Source organism: Comamonas faecalis (assembly GCF_039538025.1).
Taxonomy (GTDB): Bacteria; Pseudomonadota; Gammaproteobacteria; order Burkholderiales; family Burkholderiaceae_C; genus Comamonas_C; species Comamonas_C faecalis.
Genome location: NZ_BAABBP010000001.1, coordinates 132,896 through 155,291, shown reverse-complemented (window position 1 = coordinate 155,291; position 22,396 = coordinate 132,896). Strand labels below are relative to the sequence as shown.

The 22,396-nt window shown below is 65.9% G+C and carries 25 protein-coding genes; 12 read left to right on the top strand and 13 right to left on the bottom strand.

What is annotated here, in order from left to right; all coding sequences use genetic code 11:
* Nucleotides 1-53: 53 nt before the first annotated feature.
* Entirely contained in the window at nt 54-530 is a 477-nt protein-coding gene (gene moaE / locus ABD767_RS00730; protein ID WP_103044625.1) for a molybdopterin synthase catalytic subunit MoaE, read from the bottom strand.
* A gap of 67 nt (nt 531-597) precedes the next feature.
* Here moaE and ABD767_RS00725 point away from each other — a divergent pair, with 67 nt between their 5' ends.
* The 3 genes from ABD767_RS00725 to ABD767_RS00715 all read left to right on the top strand — a co-directional run bounded on the left by ABD767_RS00725 (nt 598) and on the right by ABD767_RS00715 (nt 1,522).
* Nucleotides 598-852: a hypothetical protein gene (locus tag ABD767_RS00725; protein WP_103044626.1), complete on the top strand. Its 255-nt coding sequence runs from the start codon at nt 598-600 to the stop codon at nt 850-852.
* 153 nt (nt 853-1,005) lie between these two features.
* Nucleotides 1,006-1,155, top strand: coding sequence for a DUF3149 domain-containing protein (locus ABD767_RS00720; RefSeq protein ID WP_103044627.1), 150 nt, complete (start codon nt 1,006-1,008; stop codon nt 1,153-1,155).
* A 37-nt stretch (nt 1,156-1,192) separates the two neighbouring features.
* Nucleotides 1,193-1,522: a hypothetical protein gene (locus tag ABD767_RS00715; protein ID WP_103044649.1), complete on the top strand. Its 330-nt coding sequence runs from the start codon at nt 1,193-1,195 to the stop codon at nt 1,520-1,522.
* A 19-nt stretch (nt 1,523-1,541) separates the two neighbouring features.
* Here ABD767_RS00715 and ABD767_RS00710 read toward each other — a convergent pair whose 3' ends face one another.
* The 6 genes from ABD767_RS00710 to ABD767_RS00685 form a co-directional block, all read right to left on the bottom strand.
* On the bottom strand, nt 1,542-1,802 hold the full coding sequence (locus ABD767_RS00710; protein WP_103044628.1) for a MoaD/ThiS family protein: 261 nt from the start codon (nt 1,800-1,802) through the stop codon (nt 1,542-1,544).
* Complete coding sequence (locus ABD767_RS00705; RefSeq protein ID WP_103044629.1) at nt 1,799-3,034, bottom strand: molybdopterin-binding protein; 1,236 nt, start codon at nt 3,032-3,034, stop codon at nt 1,799-1,801. Before ABD767_RS00705 ends, ABD767_RS00710 begins: the two co-directional genes overlap by 4 nt.
* The gene (gene mobB, locus ABD767_RS00700) at nt 3,006-3,593 is read right to left on the bottom strand and encodes a molybdopterin-guanine dinucleotide biosynthesis protein B (RefSeq protein WP_103044630.1); all 588 of its coding nucleotides are present in this window, start codon (nt 3,591-3,593) and stop codon (nt 3,006-3,008) included. The genes ABD767_RS00705 and mobB overlap by 29 nt, the downstream gene beginning before the upstream one ends.
* Nucleotides 3,594-3,596: 3 nt before the next feature.
* Nucleotides 3,597-5,021 (bottom strand): threonine synthase, encoded by a 1,425-nt coding sequence (gene thrC, locus ABD767_RS00695; RefSeq protein ID WP_103044631.1) that lies wholly within the window; start codon nt 5,019-5,021, stop codon nt 3,597-3,599.
* Nucleotides 5,021-6,382, bottom strand: coding sequence for a homoserine dehydrogenase (locus ABD767_RS00690; RefSeq protein WP_103044632.1), 1,362 nt, complete (start codon nt 6,380-6,382; stop codon nt 5,021-5,023). Before ABD767_RS00690 ends, thrC begins: the two co-directional genes overlap by 1 nt.
* 264 nt (nt 6,383-6,646) lie before the next feature.
* On the bottom strand, nt 6,647-7,888 hold the full coding sequence (locus ABD767_RS00685; protein WP_103044650.1) for an aminotransferase class I/II-fold pyridoxal phosphate-dependent enzyme: 1,242 nt from the start codon (nt 7,886-7,888) through the stop codon (nt 6,647-6,649).
* A gap of 80 nt (nt 7,889-7,968) precedes the next feature.
* Here ABD767_RS00685 and ABD767_RS00680 point away from each other — a divergent pair, with 80 nt between their 5' ends.
* From ABD767_RS00680 to ABD767_RS00665, 4 genes are all read left to right on the top strand, one after another.
* Complete coding sequence (locus ABD767_RS00680) at nt 7,969-8,340, top strand: MTH938/NDUFAF3 family protein (RefSeq protein WP_103044633.1); 372 nt, start codon at nt 7,969-7,971, stop codon at nt 8,338-8,340.
* Nucleotides 8,341-8,545: 205 nt separating this feature from the next.
* Nucleotides 8,546-9,034, top strand: a complete 489-nt coding sequence (locus ABD767_RS00675; RefSeq protein WP_103044634.1) for a redoxin domain-containing protein — start codon at nt 8,546-8,548, stop codon at nt 9,032-9,034.
* A 173-nt stretch (nt 9,035-9,207) separates the two neighbouring features.
* The gene (locus ABD767_RS00670) at nt 9,208-11,007 is read left to right on the top strand and encodes a PhoH family protein (protein WP_103044651.1); all 1,800 of its coding nucleotides are present in this window, start codon (nt 9,208-9,210) and stop codon (nt 11,005-11,007) included.
* On the top strand, nt 11,007-11,384 hold the full coding sequence (locus tag ABD767_RS00665; protein ID WP_344867601.1) for a hypothetical protein: 378 nt from the start codon (nt 11,007-11,009) through the stop codon (nt 11,382-11,384). The genes ABD767_RS00670 and ABD767_RS00665 overlap by 1 nt, the downstream gene beginning before the upstream one ends.
* A 34-nt stretch (nt 11,385-11,418) precedes the next feature.
* Here the strand turns inward: ABD767_RS00665 and dnaB are convergent, their stop codons facing one another.
* The 5 genes from dnaB to rpsF all read right to left on the bottom strand — a co-directional run bounded on the left by dnaB (nt 11,419) and on the right by rpsF (nt 14,533).
* A complete protein-coding gene (gene dnaB / locus ABD767_RS00660; RefSeq protein WP_103044636.1) occupies nt 11,419-12,837 on the bottom strand; it encodes a replicative DNA helicase in 1,419 nt (472 codons plus the stop codon).
* Nucleotides 12,838-13,050: 213 nt separating this feature from the next.
* A complete protein-coding gene (rplI, locus tag ABD767_RS00655) occupies nt 13,051-13,506 on the bottom strand; it encodes a 50S ribosomal protein L9 (protein ID WP_103044637.1) in 456 nt (151 codons plus the stop codon).
* 13 nt (nt 13,507-13,519) lie between these two features.
* Nucleotides 13,520-13,801 (bottom strand): 30S ribosomal protein S18, encoded by a 282-nt coding sequence (gene rpsR / locus ABD767_RS00650; RefSeq protein WP_103044638.1) that lies wholly within the window; start codon nt 13,799-13,801, stop codon nt 13,520-13,522.
* 17 nt (nt 13,802-13,818) lie between these two features.
* On the bottom strand, nt 13,819-14,130 hold the full coding sequence (gene priB / locus ABD767_RS00645) for a primosomal replication protein N (RefSeq protein WP_344867594.1): 312 nt from the start codon (nt 14,128-14,130) through the stop codon (nt 13,819-13,821).
* Between the two features lie 31 nt (nt 14,131-14,161).
* Entirely contained in the window at nt 14,162-14,533 is a 372-nt protein-coding gene (gene rpsF, locus ABD767_RS00640; protein WP_103044639.1) for a 30S ribosomal protein S6, read from the bottom strand.
* A gap of 224 nt (nt 14,534-14,757) precedes the next feature.
* Between rpsF and grpE the strand changes: the two genes are divergently transcribed.
* The 3 genes from grpE (at nt 14,758) to dnaJ (ending at nt 18,562) form a co-directional block, all read left to right on the top strand.
* Nucleotides 14,758-15,294, top strand: a complete 537-nt coding sequence (gene grpE, locus ABD767_RS00635; protein ID WP_103044640.1) for a nucleotide exchange factor GrpE — start codon at nt 14,758-14,760, stop codon at nt 15,292-15,294.
* A 101-nt stretch (nt 15,295-15,395) separates the two neighbouring features.
* On the top strand, nt 15,396-17,336 hold the full coding sequence (gene dnaK / locus ABD767_RS00630) for a molecular chaperone DnaK (RefSeq protein ID WP_103044641.1): 1,941 nt from the start codon (nt 15,396-15,398) through the stop codon (nt 17,334-17,336).
* A gap of 92 nt (nt 17,337-17,428) precedes the next feature.
* Nucleotides 17,429-18,562: a molecular chaperone DnaJ gene (dnaJ, locus tag ABD767_RS00625; protein ID WP_103044642.1), complete on the top strand. Its 1,134-nt coding sequence runs from the start codon at nt 17,429-17,431 to the stop codon at nt 18,560-18,562.
* A 69-nt stretch (nt 18,563-18,631) separates the two neighbouring features.
* Here dnaJ and ABD767_RS00620 read toward each other — a convergent pair whose 3' ends face one another.
* Complete coding sequence (locus ABD767_RS00620) at nt 18,632-20,002, bottom strand: tryptophanase (protein WP_103044643.1); 1,371 nt, start codon at nt 20,000-20,002, stop codon at nt 18,632-18,634.
* Between the two features lie 266 nt (nt 20,003-20,268).
* Here ABD767_RS00620 and ubiU point away from each other — a divergent pair, with 266 nt between their 5' ends.
* Nucleotides 20,269-21,312, top strand: coding sequence for a ubiquinone anaerobic biosynthesis protein UbiU (gene ubiU, locus ABD767_RS00615; RefSeq protein WP_103044653.1), 1,044 nt, complete (start codon nt 20,269-20,271; stop codon nt 21,310-21,312).
* A 179-nt stretch (nt 21,313-21,491) separates the two neighbouring features.
* Complete coding sequence (locus ABD767_RS00610; protein ID WP_103044644.1) at nt 21,492-22,391, top strand: U32 family peptidase; 900 nt, start codon at nt 21,492-21,494, stop codon at nt 22,389-22,391.
* Nucleotides 22,392-22,396 lie beyond the last annotated feature (5 nt).

The window sequence follows — 22,396 nt, the reverse complement described above, 5'->3', positions numbered from 1 at the left end:
CGGCGCCGTTTGGGTACGGGCAGGTGCTGCATGTCCGCAGCGCCCAGGCAGCGCTATGGCGCCATCGGATCCAGGCTCAGCCCCCAGCGCGCCAGCGCCGCGTCGTCGCTGACACGGGCATCGACCCAGCGCGCGCCCTCGGGGGTTTGCTCTTTTTTCCAGAACGGCGCCTGGGTCTTGAGGTAGTCCATCAGGAATTCGCAGGCCTGGAAGGCCTCGCCACGGTGCGCGCCGGTGACGGCGACCAGCACGATCTGGTCGAGCGGCTGCAAGGGCCCGACACGGTGGATGACGCGCGCCGCATAAATGCCAAAGCGCCGGTGCGCGTCGGCAACCATGGCCTCGATGGACTTCTCGGTCATGCCGGGGTAGTGCTCTAGCTCCATCGCCGCCACCGCGTCGCCCTCATTGCGGTCACGCACCGTGCCGACAAAGCAGCACACCGCGCCCACGCGCGCGTCGCCGGCGCGCAGCCGCGCAAGCTCGGCGGAGACATCGAAATCCTCGGTCTGGATGGAAACGCTGGACATGGCAGGCGATTGGGTGGATTTGCTACATTGCCCGCCTACTGTAACGCGCATAACGCGCATCCCTGCCATGGCAACCCAAGCCTTCACCGCCCACGGCTACACGCTGTACCCATCGCCACGCAACGAACACCGCATCATGTTCGAACACCATGTGTTCGTGCCCCACCCCTACGCGCTGATCGACCTGCCCAGCTTTGCGCTCGCCGGGCGCTCCAGCCTGTTTGCCGCCTGCCGCCTGTCGGACGGCAAGATGGGGCAGTTGGTCAGCTTCGAGCTGGAGGTCGACCTGGCGCACTTTGAGACGCACTTCACGCCCGATTGACGCCCGAAGCGGCGGCCTGCGCCGGCGCAACATTGACGCACATCAACAACAGGACGCGGGTTCGCCCTGATGGCCAGGGGCTCTGCCACAATAACACTACTCGCTGCATGGGTAGCAATTCCTGCAAAACCCGCAGCATACGAAAGAGCCGTCATGCGTTTGCTTCACGACCTGTTCACGACCGACGTCGGCCTGTTCAGCGCCATTGGCATTGCCTTCATGCTGGGCATGGGCGGTTTCTTCTTCTGGCTGTTCACGCGCACCGACACCATGCCCAAGAAGGAAGAGGACACGTCGCAATAAGTTGCGGCAGCGCCTTTCGCAGGACAATGGCGCGGCCATGCAAGACGACAGCCAGATTCACATACCACCGTCTTTTATTGCGCTGTACACGCGCGCCAGCGGGCGGCTTGGCATTGCGCGCGAGGCGCTGCTGCAGCGCTACGAGTTGTGTGAAGACCTGGCCTGCCAGCTTGTGGAGCAGGCGCAGCAGCTCTACCAAACCCACACGCCTTCGGAAGAACGGGTGCTGCGCCAGATCCATGCCGGGCTGGCGAGCGCCGAGTCGGGGCTGGACGCGTCCGAGGCACGCTGGGTGATGCTGCGCCTGGCCGAACTGCTGCAGTGGCGCAGCCCCGATCTGGGCGGTGACGGCGACGGCCAGGACTGACCCGGACGCCGCCCTGCCGTCAACCGCCGGTGACCGGCGGGAAAAACGCCACCTCGGCGCCGCCGTCCGGCAGCGGCTGGCTCTCGCGCGCCATGGCCTGGTTCAGCGCCATGCGCACCGGCTTGCCGCGCGCCAGCACCTGGGCGTGGGCGCCGCCGCGGGCAATCAGCGCGTCGCGCAGCGCACCCAGCGTGGCGGCGTCGGTCGTCAGGGTTTCGCTCTCGCCCAGCGTCTCGCGGATCGAGGCGAAGTAGCGCAGGGTCACGGTCTTGGTGGTCATGTCAGCAATGCGGCAAAAGGCAAAAACCGTACCGTATCACCACGGGCAATGGCCTGGCCCGGCGGGTTGTCGACCAGGCCGTCGCCCCAGACCGTCGAGGTGAGCACGCCCGAGCCCTGGTTGGCGAACAGCTCCAAAGCGCCCTGGGCGTTCAGGCGCGCGCGCAGGAACTCACGCCGCCGGTCGCCGCGCGGCCAGTCGAAGTCCGCGCGCACCGCCACGGCCTGCGGCGCCACGTCCTGCACGCCCTGCAGCCGCAGCACGAAGGGGCGTACCAGCAGCGCGAAGGTGACGAAACTGGAGACCGGGTTGCCCGGCAACCCCATGAAATGCGCGCCGCCTGCCCCGTTCTCCACCCGGCCGTAGGCAAAGGGCTTGCCCGGCTTGATGGCCAGCTGCCATAGATCCAGATGGCCCAGCGCCTGCACCGCGGGCTTGACATGGTCTTCCTCGCCGACGCTGACGCCGCCGCTGGTCAGGATCAGGTCGTTGCCCTGCGCCGCCATCTGCAACGCGGCCACCGTGGCCTCGCGCTGGTCGGGCACGACGCCCAGGTCGGTCACGGCGCAGCCCAGGCGCTCCAGCATCGCGCGCAGAAAGAAGCGGTTGCTGTTGTAGATGGCGCCCGGCCGCATGTCCTGCGGCGCAACCTCGCCCGGCATCACCAGCTCGTCGCCGGTGGAAAACAGCGCCACGCGCGGGCGCGCAGCCACGGTGAGCTGCGCCCTCCCCATGCTGGCAGCCATGCCCAAGGCAGCCGGGCCCAGGCGCGTGCCGGCGGCAAGCACCGTGGCGCCCAGCGCAATGTCCTCGCCCGCGCGGCGGATGTTCTGGCCCATCCTGGGCGCGGTGTTGATGCGGGCGCTGCCCTCGCCCTCCGGAACGCATTCTTCCTGCATGACCACGGCATCGGCGCCGGGCGGCACCGGCGCGCCGGTGAAGATGCGCGCGCAGCTGCCCGGTTGCAGCGGCTGGCCGACGCTGCCGGCCGGGATGCGCTGCGAGATGGGCAGCACCGCGCCGGGCTCGGCAACGTCGGCGCAGCGCAGCGCGTAGCCGTCCATCGCCGAGTTGTCCTGCGGCGGCACCTGCAGCGCCGAGACGATGTCCTCGGTCAGCACGCGGCCATCGGCGCTAAAGGTGGAGACGCTCTCGCGCCCGGCCAGCGGCATGGCCTGCGCCAGCAGCACGGCCAGCGCGTCGTCAAGCGATTGGAGGGCGGGACGGTTCATGGCATGTCTCCTCTTGGGTTGCGGCCGGCGAGCCCACGCCAAACCAGGCGGGATGGGCCAGCAGCCAATCGACTATCTGCGCGGGGCGGTTCAAATCCAGCACCGGCTGGCGCGGCGCAGGCTGCAGCAGCTGCGGTGCGTCGGTGGCCACCGCGCGCACCCAGGCGTCGTGCGGGTAGCGCAACGGCCGCGCGCCGCGTTCGTCGTCGATCTGGCGCCAGACCTCGATCTTGGGCAGTTGCGCCTCGCGAAAGCCCTCGACCAGCACCCAGTCGACCGCAGGGTCGAGCTCGCGCAGCAGCGCATGCACGTCAGGCTCGTGCGGCGTTTCATATTCGCGCTGCAGCGCCAGGCGCTGGCTGGAGGCGACCAGCACCTCGTAGGCGCCGGCCTGGCGGTGGCGCCAGCTGTCCTTGCCCGGATGATCGATGTCGAAATGGTGGTGCGCATGCTTGAGCACCGACACGCGCAGCCCGCGCGCACGCAGCAACGCCACCAGCTGCTCGATCAGCGTGGTCTTGCCGCTGCGCGAGTAACCGGCAAAGCCGACGACCTTCATGCCTCAGGCGCCGCAGTGGCGCACGATCAGCGCCTTGACCTGGTCGACGTCGGCGGGCAGTACGGTCACGCGCTTGGGCAGGCTCTCGATGCCGTCAAAGCGCGCCGGGCGCTCGGGTGGACGGCCCAGCGCTTCCTCGATGGTCGCGGCGAACTTGATCGGCAGCGCGGTCTCCAGCACGATCATGGGCTCGGCGCCCAGGTGCTCGCGCGCGACCTTGATGCCGTCGGCGGTGTGCGTGTCGACCATCTGGCCCAGGCGCTGCGCGCAGTCGCGGATGGTGGCCAGGCGGTCGGCGTGGGTGCTCTTGCCGCTGGCAAAGCCGAATCTGGCCGCAGCATCGGCAAACGCTGCGTCCTGGCTCAGGTCGAAGCGCCCCTGGCGCGCCACGCCGTCGGTGAACAGCGCGCGGGTGCGCGCGCCGTCGCGCCCGACCAGGTCGAAGACGAAGCGCTCGAAATTGCTCGCCTTGCTGATGTCCATCGACGGGCTGGAGGTCTCGTAGGTCGCCGCCGCGCCGCGAACCTGGTAGACGCCGGTGCGGAAGAACTCGTCGAGCACGTCGTTCTCGTTGGTCGCCACGACCAGGCGAGCGATCGGCAGGCCCATCTGGCGCGCCACATGGCCGGCGCAGATGTTGCCGAAGTTGCCGCTGGGCACGGTGAAGCTGACTTTTTCGGTGTCGGCCTGCGTTGCCTGGAAGTAGCCGGCGAAGTAGTACACCACCTGGGCCAGCAGGCGTGCCCAATTGATCGAATTGACGGTGCCGATCTTGTATTGGCGCTTGAACTCCAGGTCGTTGCTGACCGCCTTGACGATGTCCTGACAGTCGTCGAACACACCCTCGATAGCGATGTTGTGGATGTTCTCGTCCTGCAGCGAGAACATCTGCGCCTGCTGGAACGGGCTCATGCGCCCGTGCGGGCTGGTCATGAAGACGCGCACGCCCTTTTTGCCGCGCATCGCATATTCAGCGGCGCTGCCGGTGTCGCCGCTGGTCGCGCCCAGGATGTTCAGCTCTTCGCCGCGGCGGGCCAGTTCGTACTCGAACAGGTTGCCCAGCAGCTGCATGGCCATGTCCTTGAAGGCCAGCGTCGGGCCGTTGGACAGGGCTTCGATGAACAACTGGCCCTCGAGCCGGCGCAGCGGCGTGATCTGCGGCGTACCGAAGACCTCGGCGGTGTAGGTCTTGGCGCAGATTGCGCGCAAATCCTGCGCCGGGATGTCGTCGATGTACAGCGACAGGATCTCGAACGCCAGCGCGGCATAGCCCTGGTCGGCATAGGTCTGGCGCAGCTGCGCCAGCCGGCCGCCCACCTGGGGATAGGCCTCGGGAAGGTAGAGGCCGCCGTCGGGCGCCAGGCCTTCGAGCAGGATGTCGCAGAACTGGCGCGGCGTGGCGTCGCCCCGGGTGGAGAGGTAGCGCATCAGTTGAGCTCCTCCTTGCGGATGCGCGTGATCGGCGCCAGCACCGTGGGCAGTTGCTGGATCTGCGCCAACGCTGCGTCCATGTCGCCCTCGCGCGTCTCGTGCGTGAGGATGATCAGGTCGGTCTGCGTGCTGCCCTCGCCGCCCACCTCGTCGGCCTCGCGCTGCAACACCGCGTCGATGCTGATGCCCGCGCCGGCCAGCAGCCCGGTGATGCGCGCCAGCACGCCGGCCTCGTCGGCCACGCGAATGCGCAAGTAGTAGCTGGTCACCACGTCGGCCATCGGCAGCACCGGCAGCTCGCCGCCGGCGGCCGCCAGCGTGTGGCTCTGGAAGGCCAGCGGCGGCACGCGGTGCGCCGGGTCGGCGTCTATCAGGCGGGCGATGTCGATCAGGTCGGCGATCACCGCGCTGGCCGTCGGCTCGCTGCCCGCGCCCTTGCCGTAGTACAGCGTCGCGCCCACCGCGTCACCCTGAACCAGCACGGCGTTCATCGCGCCCTCCACGTTGGCGATCAGGCGCTTGGCCGGCACCAGGCAGGGGTGCACGCGCAGCTCCACACCACGGACGGCCGTGCCGTCGGCCTGCAGCCTCTCGGTGCGCTTGGTGATGCCCAGCAGCTTGATGCGGTAGCCCAGCTGCTCGGCATATTTGATGTCGGCCGCGGCGAGTTTGGTGATGCCTTCCACGTAGGCCTTGTCGAACTGCACCGGGATGCCGAAGGCGATAGCGCTGATGATGGTTGCCTTGTGCGCTGCGTCCACGCCTTCGATGTCGAAGGTCGGGTCGGCCTCGGCGTAGCCCAGGCGCTGCGCCTCCTTGAGCACCACGTCGAAATCGAGCCCCTTGTCGCGCATTTCCGACAGGATGAAATTGGTCGTGCCGTTGATGATGCCGGCCACCCACTGGATCTGGTTGGCCGTCAGCCCCTCGCGAAGCGCCTTGATGATGGGGATGCCGCCGGCCACCGCGGCCTCGAAGGCGACGACCACGCCCTGCTCGTGCGCGGCCTTGAAGATCTCCTGGCCGTGCACCGCCAGCAGCGCCTTGTTGGCGGTCACCACATGCTTTCCGGCGGCAATCGCCTCCAGGACCAGCGCCTTGGCGATGCCGTAGCCGCCGATCAGCTCGACGACAACGTCGATGTCCGGGTTGGCAATCACTTCGCGCGCATCGCCCACCACGCGCACGCCGTCGCCCACGATGGAGCGCGCGCGCGCGGTGTCCAGATCGGCCACCATCGTGATCTCGATGCCGCGGCCCGCGCGGCGGCGGATTTCTTCCTGGTTGCGCGCCAGCACCTGGAAGGTGCCGCTACCGACGGTGCCAATGCCCAGCAGGCCGACTTGGATGGGTTTCATGGGTCTCAATCAATCAAAAAAACGGCGGCCCGGCTCGGCCAGGCGCCTTGAACGGTCAAAAACTCAGAGGTTGACAATAAATTGGCCGTGCCCGAAAGGCGCGCCAAAACGCACCCAATCGAGGCTGAGTGCTGCAGTTCCAGCAGTGCCTGCGCCCTGCAAGGGCAAAACGCAGCCACGACTCGGGCCGTGGCAAGTATTTGCAACGATGAGCGGGAGTGTTTTGGCGTGCAAAGCGGGCATGGGGAATTTTTTCTCAATCTCTCAGGCGACCAGCACCGCCTTGGCACGGCGCTGACGATACAGCGCCAGGAAGTCGGCCAGTCGGCCGATGGCCTCGCGCAGGTCATCCTCGTGCGGCAGAAAGACGATGCGAAAGTGCTGGTGATCCGGGTAGTTGAAGCCCGAGCCCTGCACCAGCATCACGCGCGTGGCGCGCAGCACCTCCATGAAGAACTGGCGGTCGTCCTCGATCGGGTACACCTGCGGATCCAGGCGCGGGAACATGTACAGCGCCGCTTGCGGCTTGACGCAGGTGACGCCCGGGATCTGCGTGACCAGCTCGTAGGCCAGGTCGCGCTGGCGGCTCAGCCGCCCGCCCTCCCTGACCAGGTCGTTGATGCTCTGATAGCCGCCCAAAGCGGTCTGGATGGCCCACTGGCCCGGCACGTTGGAGCCGAGCTTGATGTTGGCCAGCATGTTCAGGCCTTCGATGTAGTCGCGCGCCGCGCTCTTGTCACCCGACACCACCATCCAGCCGGCGCGGTAGCCGCAGCTGCGGTAGGCCTTGGACAGTGAATTGAAGGTCAGCGTCAGCACGTCGGTCGACAGGCTGGCCAGCGCGGTGTGCCTGGCACCGTCGTACAACACCTTGTCGTAGACCTCGTCGGCAAAGATCACCAGTTCGTTCTCGCGTGCGATCTGCACGATGGCGCGCAGCAGCTCGTCCGAGTACAGCGCCCCCGTCGGATTGTTCGGATTGATCACGACGATGCCGCGCGTGCGCGGCGTGATCTTGCTTCGGATGTCGTCCAGGCTGGGCATCCAGCCGTCGTCCTCGTCGCACTGGTAGTGCACCGGCCTGCCACCGGCCAGGCTGGCCGAGGCGGTCCACAGCGGGTAGTCGGGCGCCGGAACCAACAGCTCGTCGCCATCGTCGAGCAGCGCCGTCGTGGCCATCACGATCAGGTCGCTGGCGCCGTTGCCCAGGTAGATGTCGTCCAGCGTCACGCCGGCCACGCCCTGCTGTTGGCTGTAGTGCATCACCGCCTTGCGCGCGGCGAAGATGCCCTTGCTGTCCGAATAGCCTGCCGAGTTGGGCAGGTTGCGGATCATGTCCTGCTGGATTTCCTCTGGCGCATCAAAGCCGAACGACGCCAGGTTGCCGATGTTGAGCTTGATGATCTTCTGGCCCTCGTCCTCCATCTGCCGCGCGGCATCGACGATGGGACCACGAACGTCGTACAGGACATGATTGAGCTTGGCAGATTTGTGGATGGGCTTCATGCGCACGGGCACCAATACGGGACGAAACCTATAATTTGACCATAATTCACCGCCGCGCCTGAGCGCGCAAGCCGCCTGCCATGAAATTCCAGCACGATCGTCCCGACACCCAATCCGTCACAGCCTATGGGCCGGGCTGGATCAACGTCGACGCCGATCGCATCACGACCAGCGTGGTCGTGGGTTCGCGTGGCGAGCGCCAGGGCTGGCACTGCGCGCGCTTTGAAGACCTCACGCCCGCGCACTTCGAGCAGTTGGCGCTCTTGCAGCCCGAGGTGGCGATCTTCGGCAGCGGCAACCGCCTGCGCTTCGTACCGCCGGCCTGGCTCAAACCATTGGTCGATCGGCAAATCGGCATGGAGACCATGGACACGCAAGCTGCCTGCCGCACCTACAACATCCTGGCCGGCGAGGGCCGGCATGTAGTGGCTGCTCTACTGCTGGAAAACTAAATTTAGTGGGTATCTCGCCGCAGGACGCTGGCGCCAGCTGGATGCGCAGCTAGCCAAAAACCGGGTTTTGCGTTAAAATCCGGTTTTGGCGGCCCGGGGCCAGCTTTGCTTGATACGGCGGCGTCGCACCGCGGCACGATCTGGCGGCATCACGACACATCCCCCAGGCCTTTCATCGACTTTACGCGGGAGAGATCTAAGCGCCATGGCGATCGTTGTCAATAAACCCCTTCCTGAATTCGAAGCCGTCGCGACTGGCGACATCAAGGTTTCCAATACGTCACACATGGGCCAGGTGGTGGTGCTGTATTTCTACCCCAAGGACAACACGCCCGGTTGTACCACGGAGGCCATGCAGTTCCGCGACAAATACAAGGATTTTGTCAAGGCCGGCGCCGAGGTGTTCGGCGTCTCGCGCGACAACATGAAGTCGCACGACGATTTCAAGGCCAAGCTTGAACTGCCCTTCGAGCTGGTCGCCGACACCGAGGAAAAGCTGTGCCACATGTTTGGCGTGGTCAAGAACAAGATCATGTACGGCAAGAAGGTCAAGGGCATCGAGCGCTCGACCTTCCTGGTCGGCCCCGACGGCATCCTGGTGCAGGAATGGCGAGGCCTGAAGGTACCGGGTCATGTCGACGAGGTGCTCAAGGCCGTCAAGGCGCTCAAGCACCAGGTCAAGAAAGTGGCCTGAGGCAGCCCTGCTGTTTTCTGTCGCAACCCCGTCCGGGAGCGCAGGCATAATGATTCAATGCCGCTGAAAGTCACTGGATCTGCCATCCTCTCCCGCACAAGCCGCCAGGGCAACCTCGGCGGCTTTTGTTTTTTCTGAAATCGCTGCGCGCCATTTTTTCGCTTTCCATCACCATGCCCCTGCCTCCCGCCCCCACCCAACCCGCAACCCTGCTGGCCAAGGACGCCTATGACAAGCCTGCGGCCCGGCAGGCCAGCGCCAGCAAACCCGTGGCCGCAGTCAAACCCGCGCCTGCGGCCAGTAGTGGGCGCAAGCCTGCCGCCAGCGCCAAGGTGGCCGCCATCCTGGTCGCACCGCCGGATGCGGTCGCCAGCCCTGCAGCCACCGCGGCGGTGCCAGACGCCACGCCGGTCGCCAAGCCAGCCCGGCGCGCACGCACGGCAGCGCCCACTCCGTCCGCACCGCCTGCCGCCGCTACGCCGGCATCGCTCGACTCTTCCATCTCCGTCCCTGCCGCCGCTCACCACCGCCACCACCACAGTCCAAGCACAGGCAAGAACAGCGCGAAAAACAATGCCAAGACGGCTGCCAAGATGTTCGTACTCGACACCAACGTCCTGCTGCACGACCCGACCAGCCTGTTTCGCTTCGAGGAGCACGACGTCTTCCTGCCGATGATCGTGCTCGAAGAGCTGGACGCTCACAAACGCGGCATGACCGAGGTGGCACGCAACGGCCGCCAGGCCAGCCGCATGCTCGATGCGCTGGCCGAAAGCCAGAGCGCCGACATTGCCAGCGGCCTGCGCCTGGACGCCACCGGCCAGCGTGCGGCGACCGGCAAGCTGTATTTCCAGACTGCACCGCTGTCCTACCAGCTGCCGGCCAGTCTGCCCCAGGGCAAGGCCGACAACCAGATCCTGGGCGTGGTCGAGGCGCTGCGCAAACTGCACGCGCCGCGCGAGGTGGTATTGGTGTCCAAGGACATCAACATGCGCGTGAAGGCGCGCGCGCTCGGTCTGCCCGCCGAGGACTACCAGAACGACAAGGTGCTGGACGACGGCGACCTGCTGTACTCGGGCGCACTGGCACTGCCCGCCGACTTCTGGAACAAGGCCGGCAAGAACGTGGAGAGCTGGCAGAACGGCGCGCACACCTACTACCGCATCGGTGGTCCGCTGGTGGCCACGCTGATGGTCAACCAGTTCGTCTATTTCGAGGCGCCGGGAGAACCCAGCCTGTACGCACGCGTGACCGAGATCCAGGGCAAGAGCGCAGTGCTGCGCACGCTCAAGGACTACGGCCATGTGAAAAACGCCATCTGGGGCGTGACCACGCGCAACCGCGAGCAGACCTTCGCGATGAACCTGCTGATGGATCCAGAGGTGGATTTCGTCACGCTGACCGGCACCGCCGGTACCGGCAAGACGCTGCTGACGCTGGCCGCCGGCCTGTCGCAGGTGCTCGACGAGCGACGCTACACCGAGATCATCATGACGCGCGCCACAGTGAGCGTGGGCGAGGACATCGGCTTTTTGCCCGGCACCGAGGAAGAGAAGATGGGCCCGTGGATGGGCGCGCTGGACGACAACCTCGAATTCCTCGCCAAGGGCGACGGCGGCAACGCCGGCGAATGGGGGCGCGCCGCAACCAACGACCTGATCAGGAGCCGCATCAAGATCAAGAGCATGAACTTCATGCGCGGCCGCACTTTCCTGAACAAATACGTGATCATCGACGAGGCGCAGAACCTGACGCCCAAGCAGATGAAGACGCTGATCACCCGCGCCGGCCCCGGCACCAAGATCATCTGCATGGGCAACCTGGCGCAGATCGACACGCCCTACCTGACCGAAGGCAGCTCGGGCCTGACCTATGCGGTCGACCGCTTCAAGGGCTGGACGCACAGCGGCCACATTCTGCTGGCGCGCGGCGAGCGCTCGCGCCTGGCGGACTTTGCCAGCGAGGTGCTTTGATGGCCGGCTGGATGACCGCGTTGCGCCTGGTGCCCTGGGGCAAGGTGATCGAAGCCACGCCCCAGATCACCCAGGCCGCGCGCCAGCTGCTGCGCGAGCGCCGCGGCGGCGCCGGGCAACCCGACCCACACCTGCCACCCGCTGCGGCCGACGCATCTCCCCATGCCGAACAACTGGCCGCATTGCGCCAACAGGTACTGGCGCTGCAGCAAGGCCAGCGCGCCGATGCGGCGCTGCTGCAGTCGCTGGCCGAGCAGAATGCCCAGCTCGTGACCACGGTGGGCGCGCTGCGCACCGGCGTGCGGCGCATGGCCTGGGCCTGCATCGCGCTGGCGCTGGTGCTGGCCGGCCTGCTGGCCTGGTTGCTGCTGCGCTGAACTTCAGGGCGCAGGTACGTACGCGCTGCCGACGTCAGTAATCGTCGCCGTAGCCCATCGCCAGGTTTTCAAAGCGCGTCTGGTTCTTCTGGAAGAACAGCTTGACGGTGCCCGTCGGGCCATTGCGCTGCTTGCCAATGATGATCTCGGCGACGTTGGGCTCTTTGCTCTCCTTGTTGTAGTAGTCGTCGCGGTAGATGAACATGATGATGTCCGCGTCCTGCTCGATGGCGCCGGACTCGCGCAGGTCGCTCATCATCGGACGCTTGTCCTGGCGCTGCTCGACCGAGCGGTTGAGCTGCGACAGCGCAATCACCGGGCACTGCAGCTCCTTGGCCAGCATCTTCAGGCCCCGCGAGATCTCGCCCAGCTCGGTCGCGCGGTTGTCCGAGCTGCTCGAGCCCGAGCCGCTCATCAGCTGCAGATAGTCGACCACGATCAGACCGAGCTTGCCGCACTGGCGCGCCAGGCGCCGGGCGTTGGCGCGCAGCTCCGACGGCGTGAGGCCCGGCGTCTCGTCGATGTGCATCGAGACCGTGCGCAGCCGCTCGATCGCCTCGGTCAGACGCGGCCATTCCTCGTCGGAGAGCTTGCCGGTGCGCAGATTGCCCTGGTTGACGCGCCCGATCGAGCCGACGATACGCAGCGCCAGCTGCGCCGCGCCCATTTCCATCGAGAACACCGCCACCGGCAGGCCCTCGTTGAGCGCCACATGCTCGGCGATATTGACCGCAAACGAGGTCTTTCCCATCGACGGGCGCGCCGCCAGCACGACCAGGTCGCCCGCCTGCAGGCCGCTGGTCATGCGATCGAGGTCGGAGAACCCGGTGGGCACGCCGGTCACGTCCATCGGGTTGTCGGCCATCTCCTGCACGCGGTCGAGCAGGTCGACCACCAGTGTGTCCAGCGACTGGAAGCCCTGCTTCATGCGCGAACCCTCTTCGCCGATCGCGAAGATCTTCTGCTCGGCCTCGTCCAGGATGCGGTCGATCGCCTTGCCCTGGGGGTTGAAGGCGTTGGTCGCGATCTCGTCGCTGGCGGTGACGAGTTTCCTCAGAATGGCGCGCTCGCGCACGATCTCGGCGTAGCGGCGGATGTTGCTGGCGCTGGGAACGTACTGGGCCAGGTTGTTCAGATAGACCAGCCCGCCCACCTCCTGCGCCTTGCCCAGGCCCTGCAGGTGCTCGTGCACCGTGATCACGTCGGCCGGCTTGCTCGCGTTGATCAGCGCGTTGACCGCACCGTAGATCTGCTGGTGCTCGTGGCGGTAGAAGTCGCCCTCGGTCAGCAGGTCGCTGACGCGCTCCCAGGCCATGTTGTCCAGCAGCAGGCCGCCGAGCACGCTGGACTCGGCCTCGATCGAGTGCGGCGGCACCCGCAACTGCTCCACCGCATAGTCCATCTCGGACATCGGGGGAACATCATCAAACGGCGTGGATACGACAGCGGACATGATTGAAGCGAACGAGAGCCCTGGAAGGACAGGAGGAACAGGAAATGGTAGCGACCGACGGCGCAGCCGTCACCGCACAACCCTGTGGACAAGCGGTGTGCAACCGGTGGGCAAGACGTGCATCGCGCGCGACAAAAGCAAAAGCCGCCTGCAGGCGGCTTTTGCTGGCGGCTGGCACCGGATGGGTGCACTGCCGATTCGAGCGCTATGCGATCAGGCTGTTTCGCCGTAGACCGAGACGGTCACGTCGATCGTGACGTCGGTGTGCAGCGACACCTCGACCGTGCTGTCGCTGACGGTCTTGATCGGACCGTTGGGCATGCGGATCTGCGACTTGACCAGCTTGGCAAAGCCCTGCTTGTGCAGTTCGTCGGCGATGTCCTGGTTGGTGACCGAGCCGAACAGACGACCGTCGACGCCAGCCTTCTGGGTCAGCTTGATGGTCGTGCCGGACAGCTTCTCGCCTTCGGCCTGGGCCGCGATCAGCTTTTCGGCGGCAGCCTTCTCCAGTTCGGCGCGCTTGGCCTCGAACTCGGCCTTGGCCGCTGCCGTGGCGCGGCGGGCGCGGCCCGTGGGGATCAGGAAGTTGCGTGCGTAGCCGTCCTTGACCTTGACGATTTCACCCAGGTTGCCCAGGTTGACGACCTTGTCGAGCAAGATGATTTCCATGGCAGTGCTCTCCTCAGATCTTGTGCTGGTCGGTGTAGGGCACCAGGGCCAGGAAGCGCGCGCGCTTGATGGCGGTATTGAGCTGGCGCTGGTAGATGGCGCGCGTGCCAGTCAGGCGCGCAGGCACGATCTTGCCGTTCTCGGCGATGAAGTCGCGCAGCGTATCGACATCCTTGTAGTCGATCTCTTCGACACCGGCGACGGTGAAGCGGCAGAAGCGCTTGCGCTTGAACAGCAGCGACTGGGTGTTGCGCTTGGGGCGCCTGTCCTTGTTGAATTTTTTGAACGTGGCCATAGGGGACCTCTTGAAAATTACGTGTTTTGCATGTCCTGGATGTGAAACACCAAACCCTTGCCGCCGCGCCCGGCGGCCAGAAAGCCCCGGAAGTTCCAGCAGCTCCCGAGCGCCTGGCGGGCCAGCCGCTCGGCCAGCGGGCCAAAGGCAACCGCCTTGATGCTGGCACGGGCGAGCCGCTCGCCACCGCCCTCATGCTGCTGGGACTCATGTTCGAGCACCATGTCCAGCGCGGGCAGTCCCGCGGGTGTATAGCGCATGGCCTGCACTTGCGCGAGGCAGGCAGTCACGAGCCAGCGGTTGGCAGACGGGTTGTCGGGTGGGTTCACTCCTTATTGGACGGGCGGGAGAAAAAGCGGATCAACGCTCGGCAGCGGCCTCGGCCTGGCTGGCCTTGCGGGCTTCTTCGCGCTCGACGGTCTTCATCATCACGGAAGGAGTAGTCTCGGCCTTCTTCTTCTGCACCGTCAGGTGGCGCAGCACGGCGTCGTTGAACTTGAAGGCATGCTCCAGCTCGGCCATCACGGCCTGGTCGGCCTCGATGTTCAGGCACAGGTAATGCGCCTTGGCCAGCTTGTTGATCATGTAGGCCAGTTGACGGCGGCCCCAGTCTTCCTCGCGGTGCACCGCACCGCCGCCAGCGGTGATCATGCCCTTGTAGCGCTCGAGCATGGCGGGAACCTGCTCGCTCTGATCCGGATGGATCAGCAAAATGATTTCGTAGTGACGCATGCACACTCCTTTTGGATGAAAGCCACCCGCCGCGTCTAGGTCTCTCACCCGAGAGACCTGGCAGTGTGGCAAGGCAAAGCCGGGCATTATAGCGCGCGCCCGGCATTGCAGCGAGTCTGTACACTGCGCGCCTGCCTGCCATGGCTGCGGCGCTTGAAATCGGGCGCGGTGCGCCCATATGGCGTGCATTCATTGTTTTACCGCTGCACATTCCCCAAGCCAACATGACCGAGAACCACTCACCCGACCAAGCCCCCGAAGAAATCGAAACCGCGATGGCCGCCAGCGCCGCCGACGAGCTGGCCCGGCTGCAAGGTGAGCTCGAAGAGCTCAAGGCCAAGAGCGCCGATCTGGCCGACCAATTCCTGCGCGCCAAGGCCGAGGCGGAGAACGCACGCCGGCGTGCCGAGGAGGAAGTGAGCAAGGCGCGCAAGTTCGGCATCGAGAGCTTTGCCGAAAGCCTGCTGCCCGTGTGCGACAGCCTGGACGCGGCGCTGGCCATCGAAAGCGCCACCTCCGAGCAACTGCGCGAAGGCTCGGACGCGACGCTGCGCCAGCTGCTCAGCGCCTTCGAGCGCAACAAGGTCGTCATGATCGCGCCGGCCGCAGGCGAAAAATTCGACCCGCACCGCCACCAGGCAATCAGCATGGTCGCCGCCGACCAAGAGGCCAACACCGTCGTCACGCTGCTGCAAAAAGGCTATCTGATCGCCGACCGCGTGCTGCGCCCGGCACTGGTGACGGTGGCCGCGCCCAAGTGACGCCGGGGCGCCACGCACCCCTTTTGCACACGCAATCTTGAATTTCATAACGTAATCCACACGTAGCAAACATCCAACTTACAGACCGGACGGAGAAAAACATGGGAAAAATCATTGGCATCGACCTGGGCACGACCAACAGCTGCGTGGCCATCATGGAAGGCAACACCACGCGCGTGATCGAAAACAGCGAGGGTGCGCGCACCACGCCGTCCATCGTCGCCTACCAGGATGACGGCGAGATCCTCGTTGGCGCCAGCGCCAAGCGCCAGGCAGTCACCAACCCCAAGAACACCATCTTTGCCGCCAAGCGCCTGATTGGGCGCAAGTTCGACGAGAAGGAAGTGCAAAAAGACATCGACCTGATGCCCTTCCAGATCATCAAGGCCGACAACGGCGACGCCTGGGTGCAGGTGCGCGACCAGAAACTCGCCGCGCCGCAGATCAGCGCCGAAGTGCTGCGCAAGATGAAGAAGACCGCCGAGGACTACCTGGGCGAGCCCGTGACCGAGGCCGTCATCACCGTGCCCGCCTACTTCAACGACAGCCAGCGCCAGGCGACCAAGGACGCCGGCCGCATCGCCGGCCTCGAAGTCAAGCGCATCATCAACGAGCCCACCGCTGCAGCCCTGGCCTTTGGCCTCGATAAGCAGGACAAGGGCGACCGCAAGATTGCCGTCTACGACCTGGGCGGCGGCACCTTCGACGTGTCGATCATCGAGATCGCCGACGTCGATGGCGAAAAGCAATTCGAGGTGCTGGCCACCAACGGCGACACCTTCCTGGGCGGCGAGGACTTCGACCAGCGCATCATCGACTACATCATTGGCGAATTCAAAAAAGAGCAAGGCGTCGATCTGAAGGCCGATGTGCTCGCGCTGCAGCGCCTGAAGGAAGCCGCCGAGAAGGCCAAGATCGAGCTGTCCAACAGCGCGCAGACCGACATCAACCTGCCCTACATCACGGCGGACGCCTCGGGCCCCAAGCACCTGAACATCAAGCTCACGCGCGCCAAGCTGGAGAGCCTGGTCGACGACCTGATCGAACGCACCATTGCGCCCTGCCGCACCGCCATCAAGGACGCCGGCATCAGCGTCTCGGACATCAACGACGTGATCCTGGTCGGCGGCATGAGCCGCATGCCCAAGGTGCAGGACAAGGTCAAGGAATTCTTCGGCAAGGACCCGCGCAAGGATGTCAACCCCGACGAGGCCGTGGCCGTCGGCGCCGCCATCCAGGGCCAGGTGCTGTCGGGCGACCGCAAGGACGTGCTGCTGCTGGACGTCTCGCCGCTGTCGCTGGGCATCGAGACCCTGGGCGGCGTGATGACCAAGATGATCGCCAAGAACACCACGATCCCGACGAAGTTCGCGCAGACCTTCTCCACGGCCGAGGACAACCAGCCGGCGGTGACGATCAAGGTATTCCAGGGCGAGCGCGAGATTGCCAGCGCCAACAAGCTGCTGGGCGAGTTCAACCTGGAAGGCATTCCGCCGGCCGGCCGCGGCACGCCGCAGATCGAGGTGACCTTCGACATCGACGCCAACGGCATCCTGCACGTGAGCGCCAAGGACAAGGGCACGGGCAAGGAAAACAAGATCACCATCAAGGCGTCGTCGGGCCTGAGCGAGGAAGAGATCCAGAAGATGGTCAAGGACGCCGAGCTCAACGCCGCCGAGGATCACAAAAAGCTGGAACTGGTGCAGGCGCGCAACCAGGGCGAGGCGGCGGTGCACAGCGTGCACAAGAGCCTGGCCGAGCATGGCGACAAGCTGGACGCCGGCGAGAAAGAGGCGATCGAGGCTGCGGCCAAGGCACTGGAGGACGCGCTCAAGGGCGAGGACAAGGCCGCGATCGAGGACAAGACCAACGCACTGATGACCGCCAGCCAGAAGCTGGGCGAGAAGATGTATGCCGACGCCCAGGCTGCGCAGGCGGCTGCCGGGGGTGCCGCAGGCGGCGCCCAGCAGGCCGAGGGCGCGACCAGGCCCGCCGATGACGACAACGTCGTCGACGCCGAGGTCAAGGAAGTCAAGAAGTAATGCCACAGCGCTTGCGCTGACCCGCTCACGCCGCGCCGGCCCCCGTCCAGGGAGCCGGCGCGGCGCTGCACTTGCACGCAGGCCACACCACCATGTCGAAAAAAGATTTTTACGAAGTCCTGGGCGTTCCCAAGAACGCCAACGACGACGACATCAAGAAGGCCTACCGCAAGCTGGCCATGAAGTACCACCCTGACCGCAACCAGGGAGATGCGGCCAAGGGCGCCGAGGAGAAGTTCAAGGAGGCCAAGGAGGCCTACGAGATTCTCTCGGACGGGCAAAAGCGTGCCGCCTACGACCAGTACGGCCACGCCGGCGTCGACCCCAACATGCGCGGCCCGGGCGGCGCCGAGGGTTTTGGAGGCTTTGCCGAGGCCTTTGGCGACATTTTCGGCGACATGTTCGGCGGCCAGCGCGCAGGCGCACGCGGCGGGCGCCAGGTCTACCGCGGCAGCGACCTGTCGTACGCGATGGACATCACGCTCGAAGAAGCGGCCAACGGCAAGGACGCGCAGATCCGCATCCCCAGCTGGGACGCCTGCGACACCTGCCACGGCAGCGGCGCCAAGCCCGGCACCCAGGCCAAGACCTGCGGCACCTGCGGCGGCAGCGGCGCGGTGCAGATGCGCCAGGGATTTTTCAGTGTGCAGCAGACCTGCCCGCACTGCCGCGGCAGCGGCAAGATCATTCCCGAGCCCTGCACCACCTGCCACGGCCAGGGCAAGGTCAAGCGCCAGAAGACGCTGGAGATCAAGATCCCGGCCGGCATCGACGACGGCATGCGCATCCGCTCGACCGGCAACGGCGAGCCCGGCACCAACGGCGGCCCGCCCGGCGACCTGTACATCGAGATCCGCATCAGAAAGCACGACATCTTCGAGCGCGACGACGACGACCTGCACTGCCAGGTGCCGGTCAGCTTCATCACCGCGGCGCTGGGCGGCGAGATCGAGGTGCCGACGCTGTCGGGCAAGGCGCTGATCGACATCCCCGAAGGCACGCAGGCGGGCAAGCAGTTCCGCCTGCGCGGCAAGGGCATCAAAGGCGTGCGCGCCAGCTACCCGGGCGACCTGTACTGCCACATCGTCGTCGAGACGCCGGTCAAGCTCACCGAGTACCAGAGAAAGCTGCTCAAGGAGCTCGACGAATCGCTGAAAAAAGGCGGCGCCAAGCACTCACCCAGCACCGAGAGCTGGACCGACAAGCTCAAGAGCTTTTTCAGCTGACCCGCCCCGAGGCACGCAACAAAACGGTACGCTGGATGCGTGCCGTTTTTCATTGCGGGCCGCAGCAGATCAAACCCAGTCGAACTCGGCCGTGAAGTGGCGCAAAAACTTCGGCTGCTTGGTGATCTTCACGCCGCGAATGCTGGCGGCTTGTTCCTTCACCTCGGCGATCACCTCGGCCGCGTAGTCGAAGTGGCTTTGCGTGTACATGCGACGCGGAAACGCCAGGCGCACCAGTTCCATGCTGTGGTAGGTCTCGGTTCCATCCTGCAACCGCTTGCCGAACATCACCGAGCCGATCTCCACGCCGCGTATGCCGCCCTCCAGGTACAGCGCGTTGCACAGCGCCCAGGCGGGGTAGTGCGCGACTGGCATATCGGGCAGCACGGTCTTGGCGTCGATGTAGACCGCATGGCCACCGGTGGGGCGCACAAAGCCCACGCCCGCCTCGTCCAGCTTCTCGCCCAGATATTCGGCGGTGCGCAGGCGGTAGCGCAGGTAGTCCTCGTCCATGCCCTCCTGCAGGCCGACGGCCAGCGCCTCCAGGTCGCGCCCGGCCATGCCGCCATAGGTGGGAAAGCCTTCCATCATGATCAGGTCGCTGCGCACCTCGTCGAGCCACTCGTCGCTCCTCAGCACGATGAAGCCGCCGATGTTGACCATGCCGTCCTTCTTGGCGCTCATCGTCGCGCCGTCGGCGTAGCTGAACATCTCGCGCACGATGTCGGGAATCGGCGTGTTCTCGTAGCCGCTCTCGCGCATCTTGATGAACATGGCGTTCTCGGCAAAACGGCACACGTCCATGATGAAGGGCTTGCCGTATTTCTTCAGCAAGGCAGCGTAGGCACGGATGTTGGCCATCGACACCGGCTGGCCGCCGCCGGTGTTGTTGGTGACGGTGAGCATGCCGAACGGGATGCGCGCGCCCTCTTTTTGCAGCACTTCCTCGACGCGGGCGAGGTCGATGTTGCCCTTGAACGGCGCAATGGTCGCCGGCTGCAGGCCGACGGCCTCGACGCAGTCGAGCGCCTCCACGCCCATGTATTCGAGGTTGCCGCGCGTGGTGTCGAAGTGGCAGTTGTTGGGCACCAGGTCGCCTTTTTTGCACACCGCGGTAAACAACACCTTCTCGGCCGCGCGGCCCTGGTGCGTGGGTATGAAGTGCGCCATGCCGGTGATGTCCTGGATCACCTTCTCAAGCCGGTAGTAGCTGCGCGCGCCGGCGTAGCTCTCGTCGCCCTCCATGATGGCGCCCCACTGGCGGCTGGACATGGCGCCGGTGCCCGAGTCGGTCAGCCAGTCGATCAGCACGTCGTCGGCGCGCAGTTTGAAGACGTTCAGGTGCGCCGCCTGCAGCAGCTGCTCGCGCTCGGCGCGCGTGGTCATGCGGATGGGTTCGACGCTCTTGATGCGAAACGGCTCGATCAGGGTCTTGGGCATGGTGGTACTCCTTGGCTGTCTGTATGCACATGGGGCGCCCTTGCCGGCGGCCCAACTGAAGCGGCCAAAGGTAGCGCCGTGGCGCGGCCGTGGTGTCGGTCTTTTCCAACACAGGGGCAAAAAGGGCTGATCCACTGCAAACGCAGGCTGCCTGCACCGATCGCTGCGCCCGGGTGTTGATGCAAATCAGGTCATGGTTATTGCCCGCTGCCTAAGGTGTGTAGCTTGTTTGCCGCCGCCGCGGCAAGGCTTGCAAGAGATTGAACGTGACCACGACCAACCCCACCCCCGCCAGCACGCCGCTCGCCGCGCCCGAGCTGGTCTGCCCCGCCGGCAGCCTGCCAGCCCTGAAGAACGCCGTCGACGGCGGCGCCGACTGCGTCTACCTGGGCCTGCGCGACGCGACCAACGCGCGCAACTTCGCCGGGCTGAACTTCGACGAGAACGCCATCCAGACCGGTATCGCCTACGCCCACGGACGCGGCGCCAAGGTGTTGATGGCGCTCAACACCTACCCCCAGGCCAGCAACCCCGGCCCCTGGCGCGCCGCGCTGGACAAGGCGGCGCTGTGGGGCATAGACGCAGTGATCCTGGCCGACCCCGGCCTGATGCGCTACGCCTGCGAGCGCCACCCCGGCCTGCGCCTGCACCTGTCGGTGCAGGGCTCGGCCACCAACCACGAGGCAATCAACCTCTACCACCGCCAGTTCGGCATCCAGCGCGCGGTGCTGCCGCGCGTACTGTCGCTGGAGCAGGTGCGCCAGGTGATTGACCGCACACCAGTGGAGATCGAGGTGTTCGGCTTCGGCAGCCTGTGCGTGATGGTCGAGGGCCGCTGCGCGCTGTCGTCCTACGCGACGGGCGAGTCGCCCAACACCCATGGCGTGTGCTCGCCGGCCAAGTACGTGCGCTGGAAGGAGTCGCCCACGGGCGTCGAGTCGCGCCTGAACGGCGTGCTGATCGATAAATACGGCCAGGGCGAAAACGCCGGCTACCCCACACTGTGCAAGGGCCGCTTCGACGTGGAGGGCGAGAGCAACTACTACGCGCTGGAAGAGCCCACCAGCCTGAACACCCTGGAGCTGCTGCCCCAGCTCGTCAAGATGGGCGTGCGCGCCTTCAAGATCGAGGGCCGCCAGAGAAGCCCGGCCTACGTCGCCCAGGTCACCAAGGTGTGGCGCGAGGCCATCGACCACTGCATGGCGCAAGGCCACCTCTACGCCCCCAAGACGGCCTGGATGGCCAGCCTGGATCAAGTCGCCGAGGGCCAGCAGCACACGCTGGGGGCCTACCACCGGCCCTGGAAATGAGCCTGGATTTTCCCTTCCCCTTCCGAGGGAGCTGCCCTCTTGACCCCCTCCCCCTCTGGGGGAGGGCTGGGGTGGGGGCCAGCGCCACCGGCCACACCGCAGCGCCCGCACCAGCCGCCCCCATCCCTGCCTTCCCCCAACGGGGGAAGGAGTAAACACCCGATACAGACGCCCCCATGATGAAACTAGCCCTCGGCCCCCTGCAGTACTACTGGCACCGCGACACCGTCTTCGAGTTCTACCAACAGATGGCCGAGACGCCCATCGACATCGTCTATCTGGGCGAGGCCGTGTGCTCGCGCCGCCACGAACTGCGCCAGGGCGACTGGATGGACATTGCCCGCATGCTGCGTGACGCCGGCAAGCAGCCGGTGCTCTCGACCATGGTGCTGCTGGAGTCGACCTCGGACGTGGTCGCGATGCAGAAGATCGCGCGCGACGAGGAGTTCCTGATCGAGGCCAACGACATGGGTGCGGTCAACGCCCTGGCCGGCAAGCGCCCGTTTGTCGCCGGGCCGCAGCTCAACCTGTTCAACGCCGACGCGCTGGCCTGGATGGCCAGCCTGGGCGCCTCGCGCTGGGTCATGCCGCTGGAGATGCGCCAGTCCGACCTGGCCATCCTGCAGCAAAGCCGCCCGCCGGGGCTTGAGACCGAGGTCTTCGCCTACGGGCGCATGCCGCTGGCGTTCTCGGCGCGGTGCTTTACCGCGCGCCACTACAACCTACCCAAGGACGACTGCGGCTTCTCCTGCATCCACCACGCCGACGGCCAGCTGCTCAAGACGCGCGAGGGCGAGCCCTTTCTCGTGCTCAACGGCATCCAGACCCAGTCGGCCAAGGTGCACAACCTGCTGGACGACGTGCCGCAGCTGATCGCCACCGGAGTCGACATCCTGCGTCTGTCGCCGCAGTCGCAGCACATGGCCGAGGTGATTGCCGCCTTCGACCAGGCGCGCCGCGCCGGCGAAGCCGCCGAAGGCGCACTGGACGCGCTGCGCCCGCTGATGCCCGCCGAGCCCTGCAACGGCTACTGGCACGGCCGGCCTGGCATGGAGCTGGTCGAGCCGGCCACGGCGTAAGACCG

Bases quoted from the DNA above. Each gene is read 5' to 3' on its own strand.
- grpE (WP_103044640.1), top strand. From the start codon at position 14,758: ATGACCGAGAACCACTCACCCGACCAAGCCCCCGAAGAAATCGAAACC.
- dnaK (WP_103044641.1), top strand. From the start codon at position 15,396: ATGGGAAAAATCATTGGCATCGACCTGGGCACGACCAACAGCTGCGTG.
- ABD767_RS00685 (WP_103044650.1), bottom strand. From the start codon at position 7,888: ATGAAGCCCATCCACAAATCTGCCAAGCTCAATCATGTCCTGTACGAC.
- ABD767_RS00610 (WP_103044644.1), top strand. From the start codon at position 21,492: ATGAAACTAGCCCTCGGCCCCCTGCAGTACTACTGGCACCGCGACACC.
- ABD767_RS00680 (WP_103044633.1), top strand. From the start codon at position 7,969: ATGAAATTCCAGCACGATCGTCCCGACACCCAATCCGTCACAGCCTAT.
- ABD767_RS00705 (WP_103044629.1), bottom strand. From the start codon at position 3,034: ATGAACCGTCCCGCCCTCCAATCGCTTGACGACGCGCTGGCCGTGCTG.
- rplI (WP_103044637.1), bottom strand. From the start codon at position 13,506: ATGGAAATCATCTTGCTCGACAAGGTCGTCAACCTGGGCAACCTGGGT.
- rpsF (WP_103044639.1), bottom strand. From the start codon at position 14,533: ATGCGTCACTACGAAATCATTTTGCTGATCCATCCGGATCAGAGCGAG.
- ABD767_RS00725 (WP_103044626.1), top strand. From the start codon at position 598: ATGGCAACCCAAGCCTTCACCGCCCACGGCTACACGCTGTACCCATCG.
- ABD767_RS00675 (WP_103044634.1), top strand. From the start codon at position 8,546: ATGGCGATCGTTGTCAATAAACCCCTTCCTGAATTCGAAGCCGTCGCG.
- ABD767_RS00670 (WP_103044651.1), top strand. From the start codon at position 9,208: ATGCCCCTGCCTCCCGCCCCCACCCAACCCGCAACCCTGCTGGCCAAG.
- ABD767_RS00665 (WP_344867601.1), top strand. From the start codon at position 11,007: ATGGCCGGCTGGATGACCGCGTTGCGCCTGGTGCCCTGGGGCAAGGTG.
- dnaB (WP_103044636.1), bottom strand. From the start codon at position 12,837: ATGTCCGCTGTCGTATCCACGCCGTTTGATGATGTTCCCCCGATGTCC.
- dnaJ (WP_103044642.1), top strand. From the start codon at position 17,429: ATGTCGAAAAAAGATTTTTACGAAGTCCTGGGCGTTCCCAAGAACGCC.
- ABD767_RS00690 (WP_103044632.1), bottom strand. From the start codon at position 6,382: ATGAAACCCATCCAAGTCGGCCTGCTGGGCATTGGCACCGTCGGTAGC.
- thrC (WP_103044631.1), bottom strand. From the start codon at position 5,021: ATGCGCTACCTCTCCACCCGGGGCGACGCCACGCCGCGCCAGTTCTGC.
- ABD767_RS00715 (WP_103044649.1), top strand. From the start codon at position 1,193: ATGCAAGACGACAGCCAGATTCACATACCACCGTCTTTTATTGCGCTG.
- mobB (WP_103044630.1), bottom strand. From the start codon at position 3,593: ATGAAGGTCGTCGGCTTTGCCGGTTACTCGCGCAGCGGCAAGACCACG.
- moaE (WP_103044625.1), bottom strand. From the start codon at position 530: ATGTCCAGCGTTTCCATCCAGACCGAGGATTTCGATGTCTCCGCCGAG.
- ABD767_RS00620 (WP_103044643.1), bottom strand. From the start codon at position 20,002: ATGCCCAAGACCCTGATCGAGCCGTTTCGCATCAAGAGCGTCGAACCC.
- rpsR (WP_103044638.1), bottom strand. From the start codon at position 13,801: ATGGCCACGTTCAAAAAATTCAACAAGGACAGGCGCCCCAAGCGCAAC.
- ABD767_RS00720 (WP_103044627.1), top strand. From the start codon at position 1,006: ATGCGTTTGCTTCACGACCTGTTCACGACCGACGTCGGCCTGTTCAGC.
- ABD767_RS00710 (WP_103044628.1), bottom strand. From the start codon at position 1,802: ATGACCACCAAGACCGTGACCCTGCGCTACTTCGCCTCGATCCGCGAG.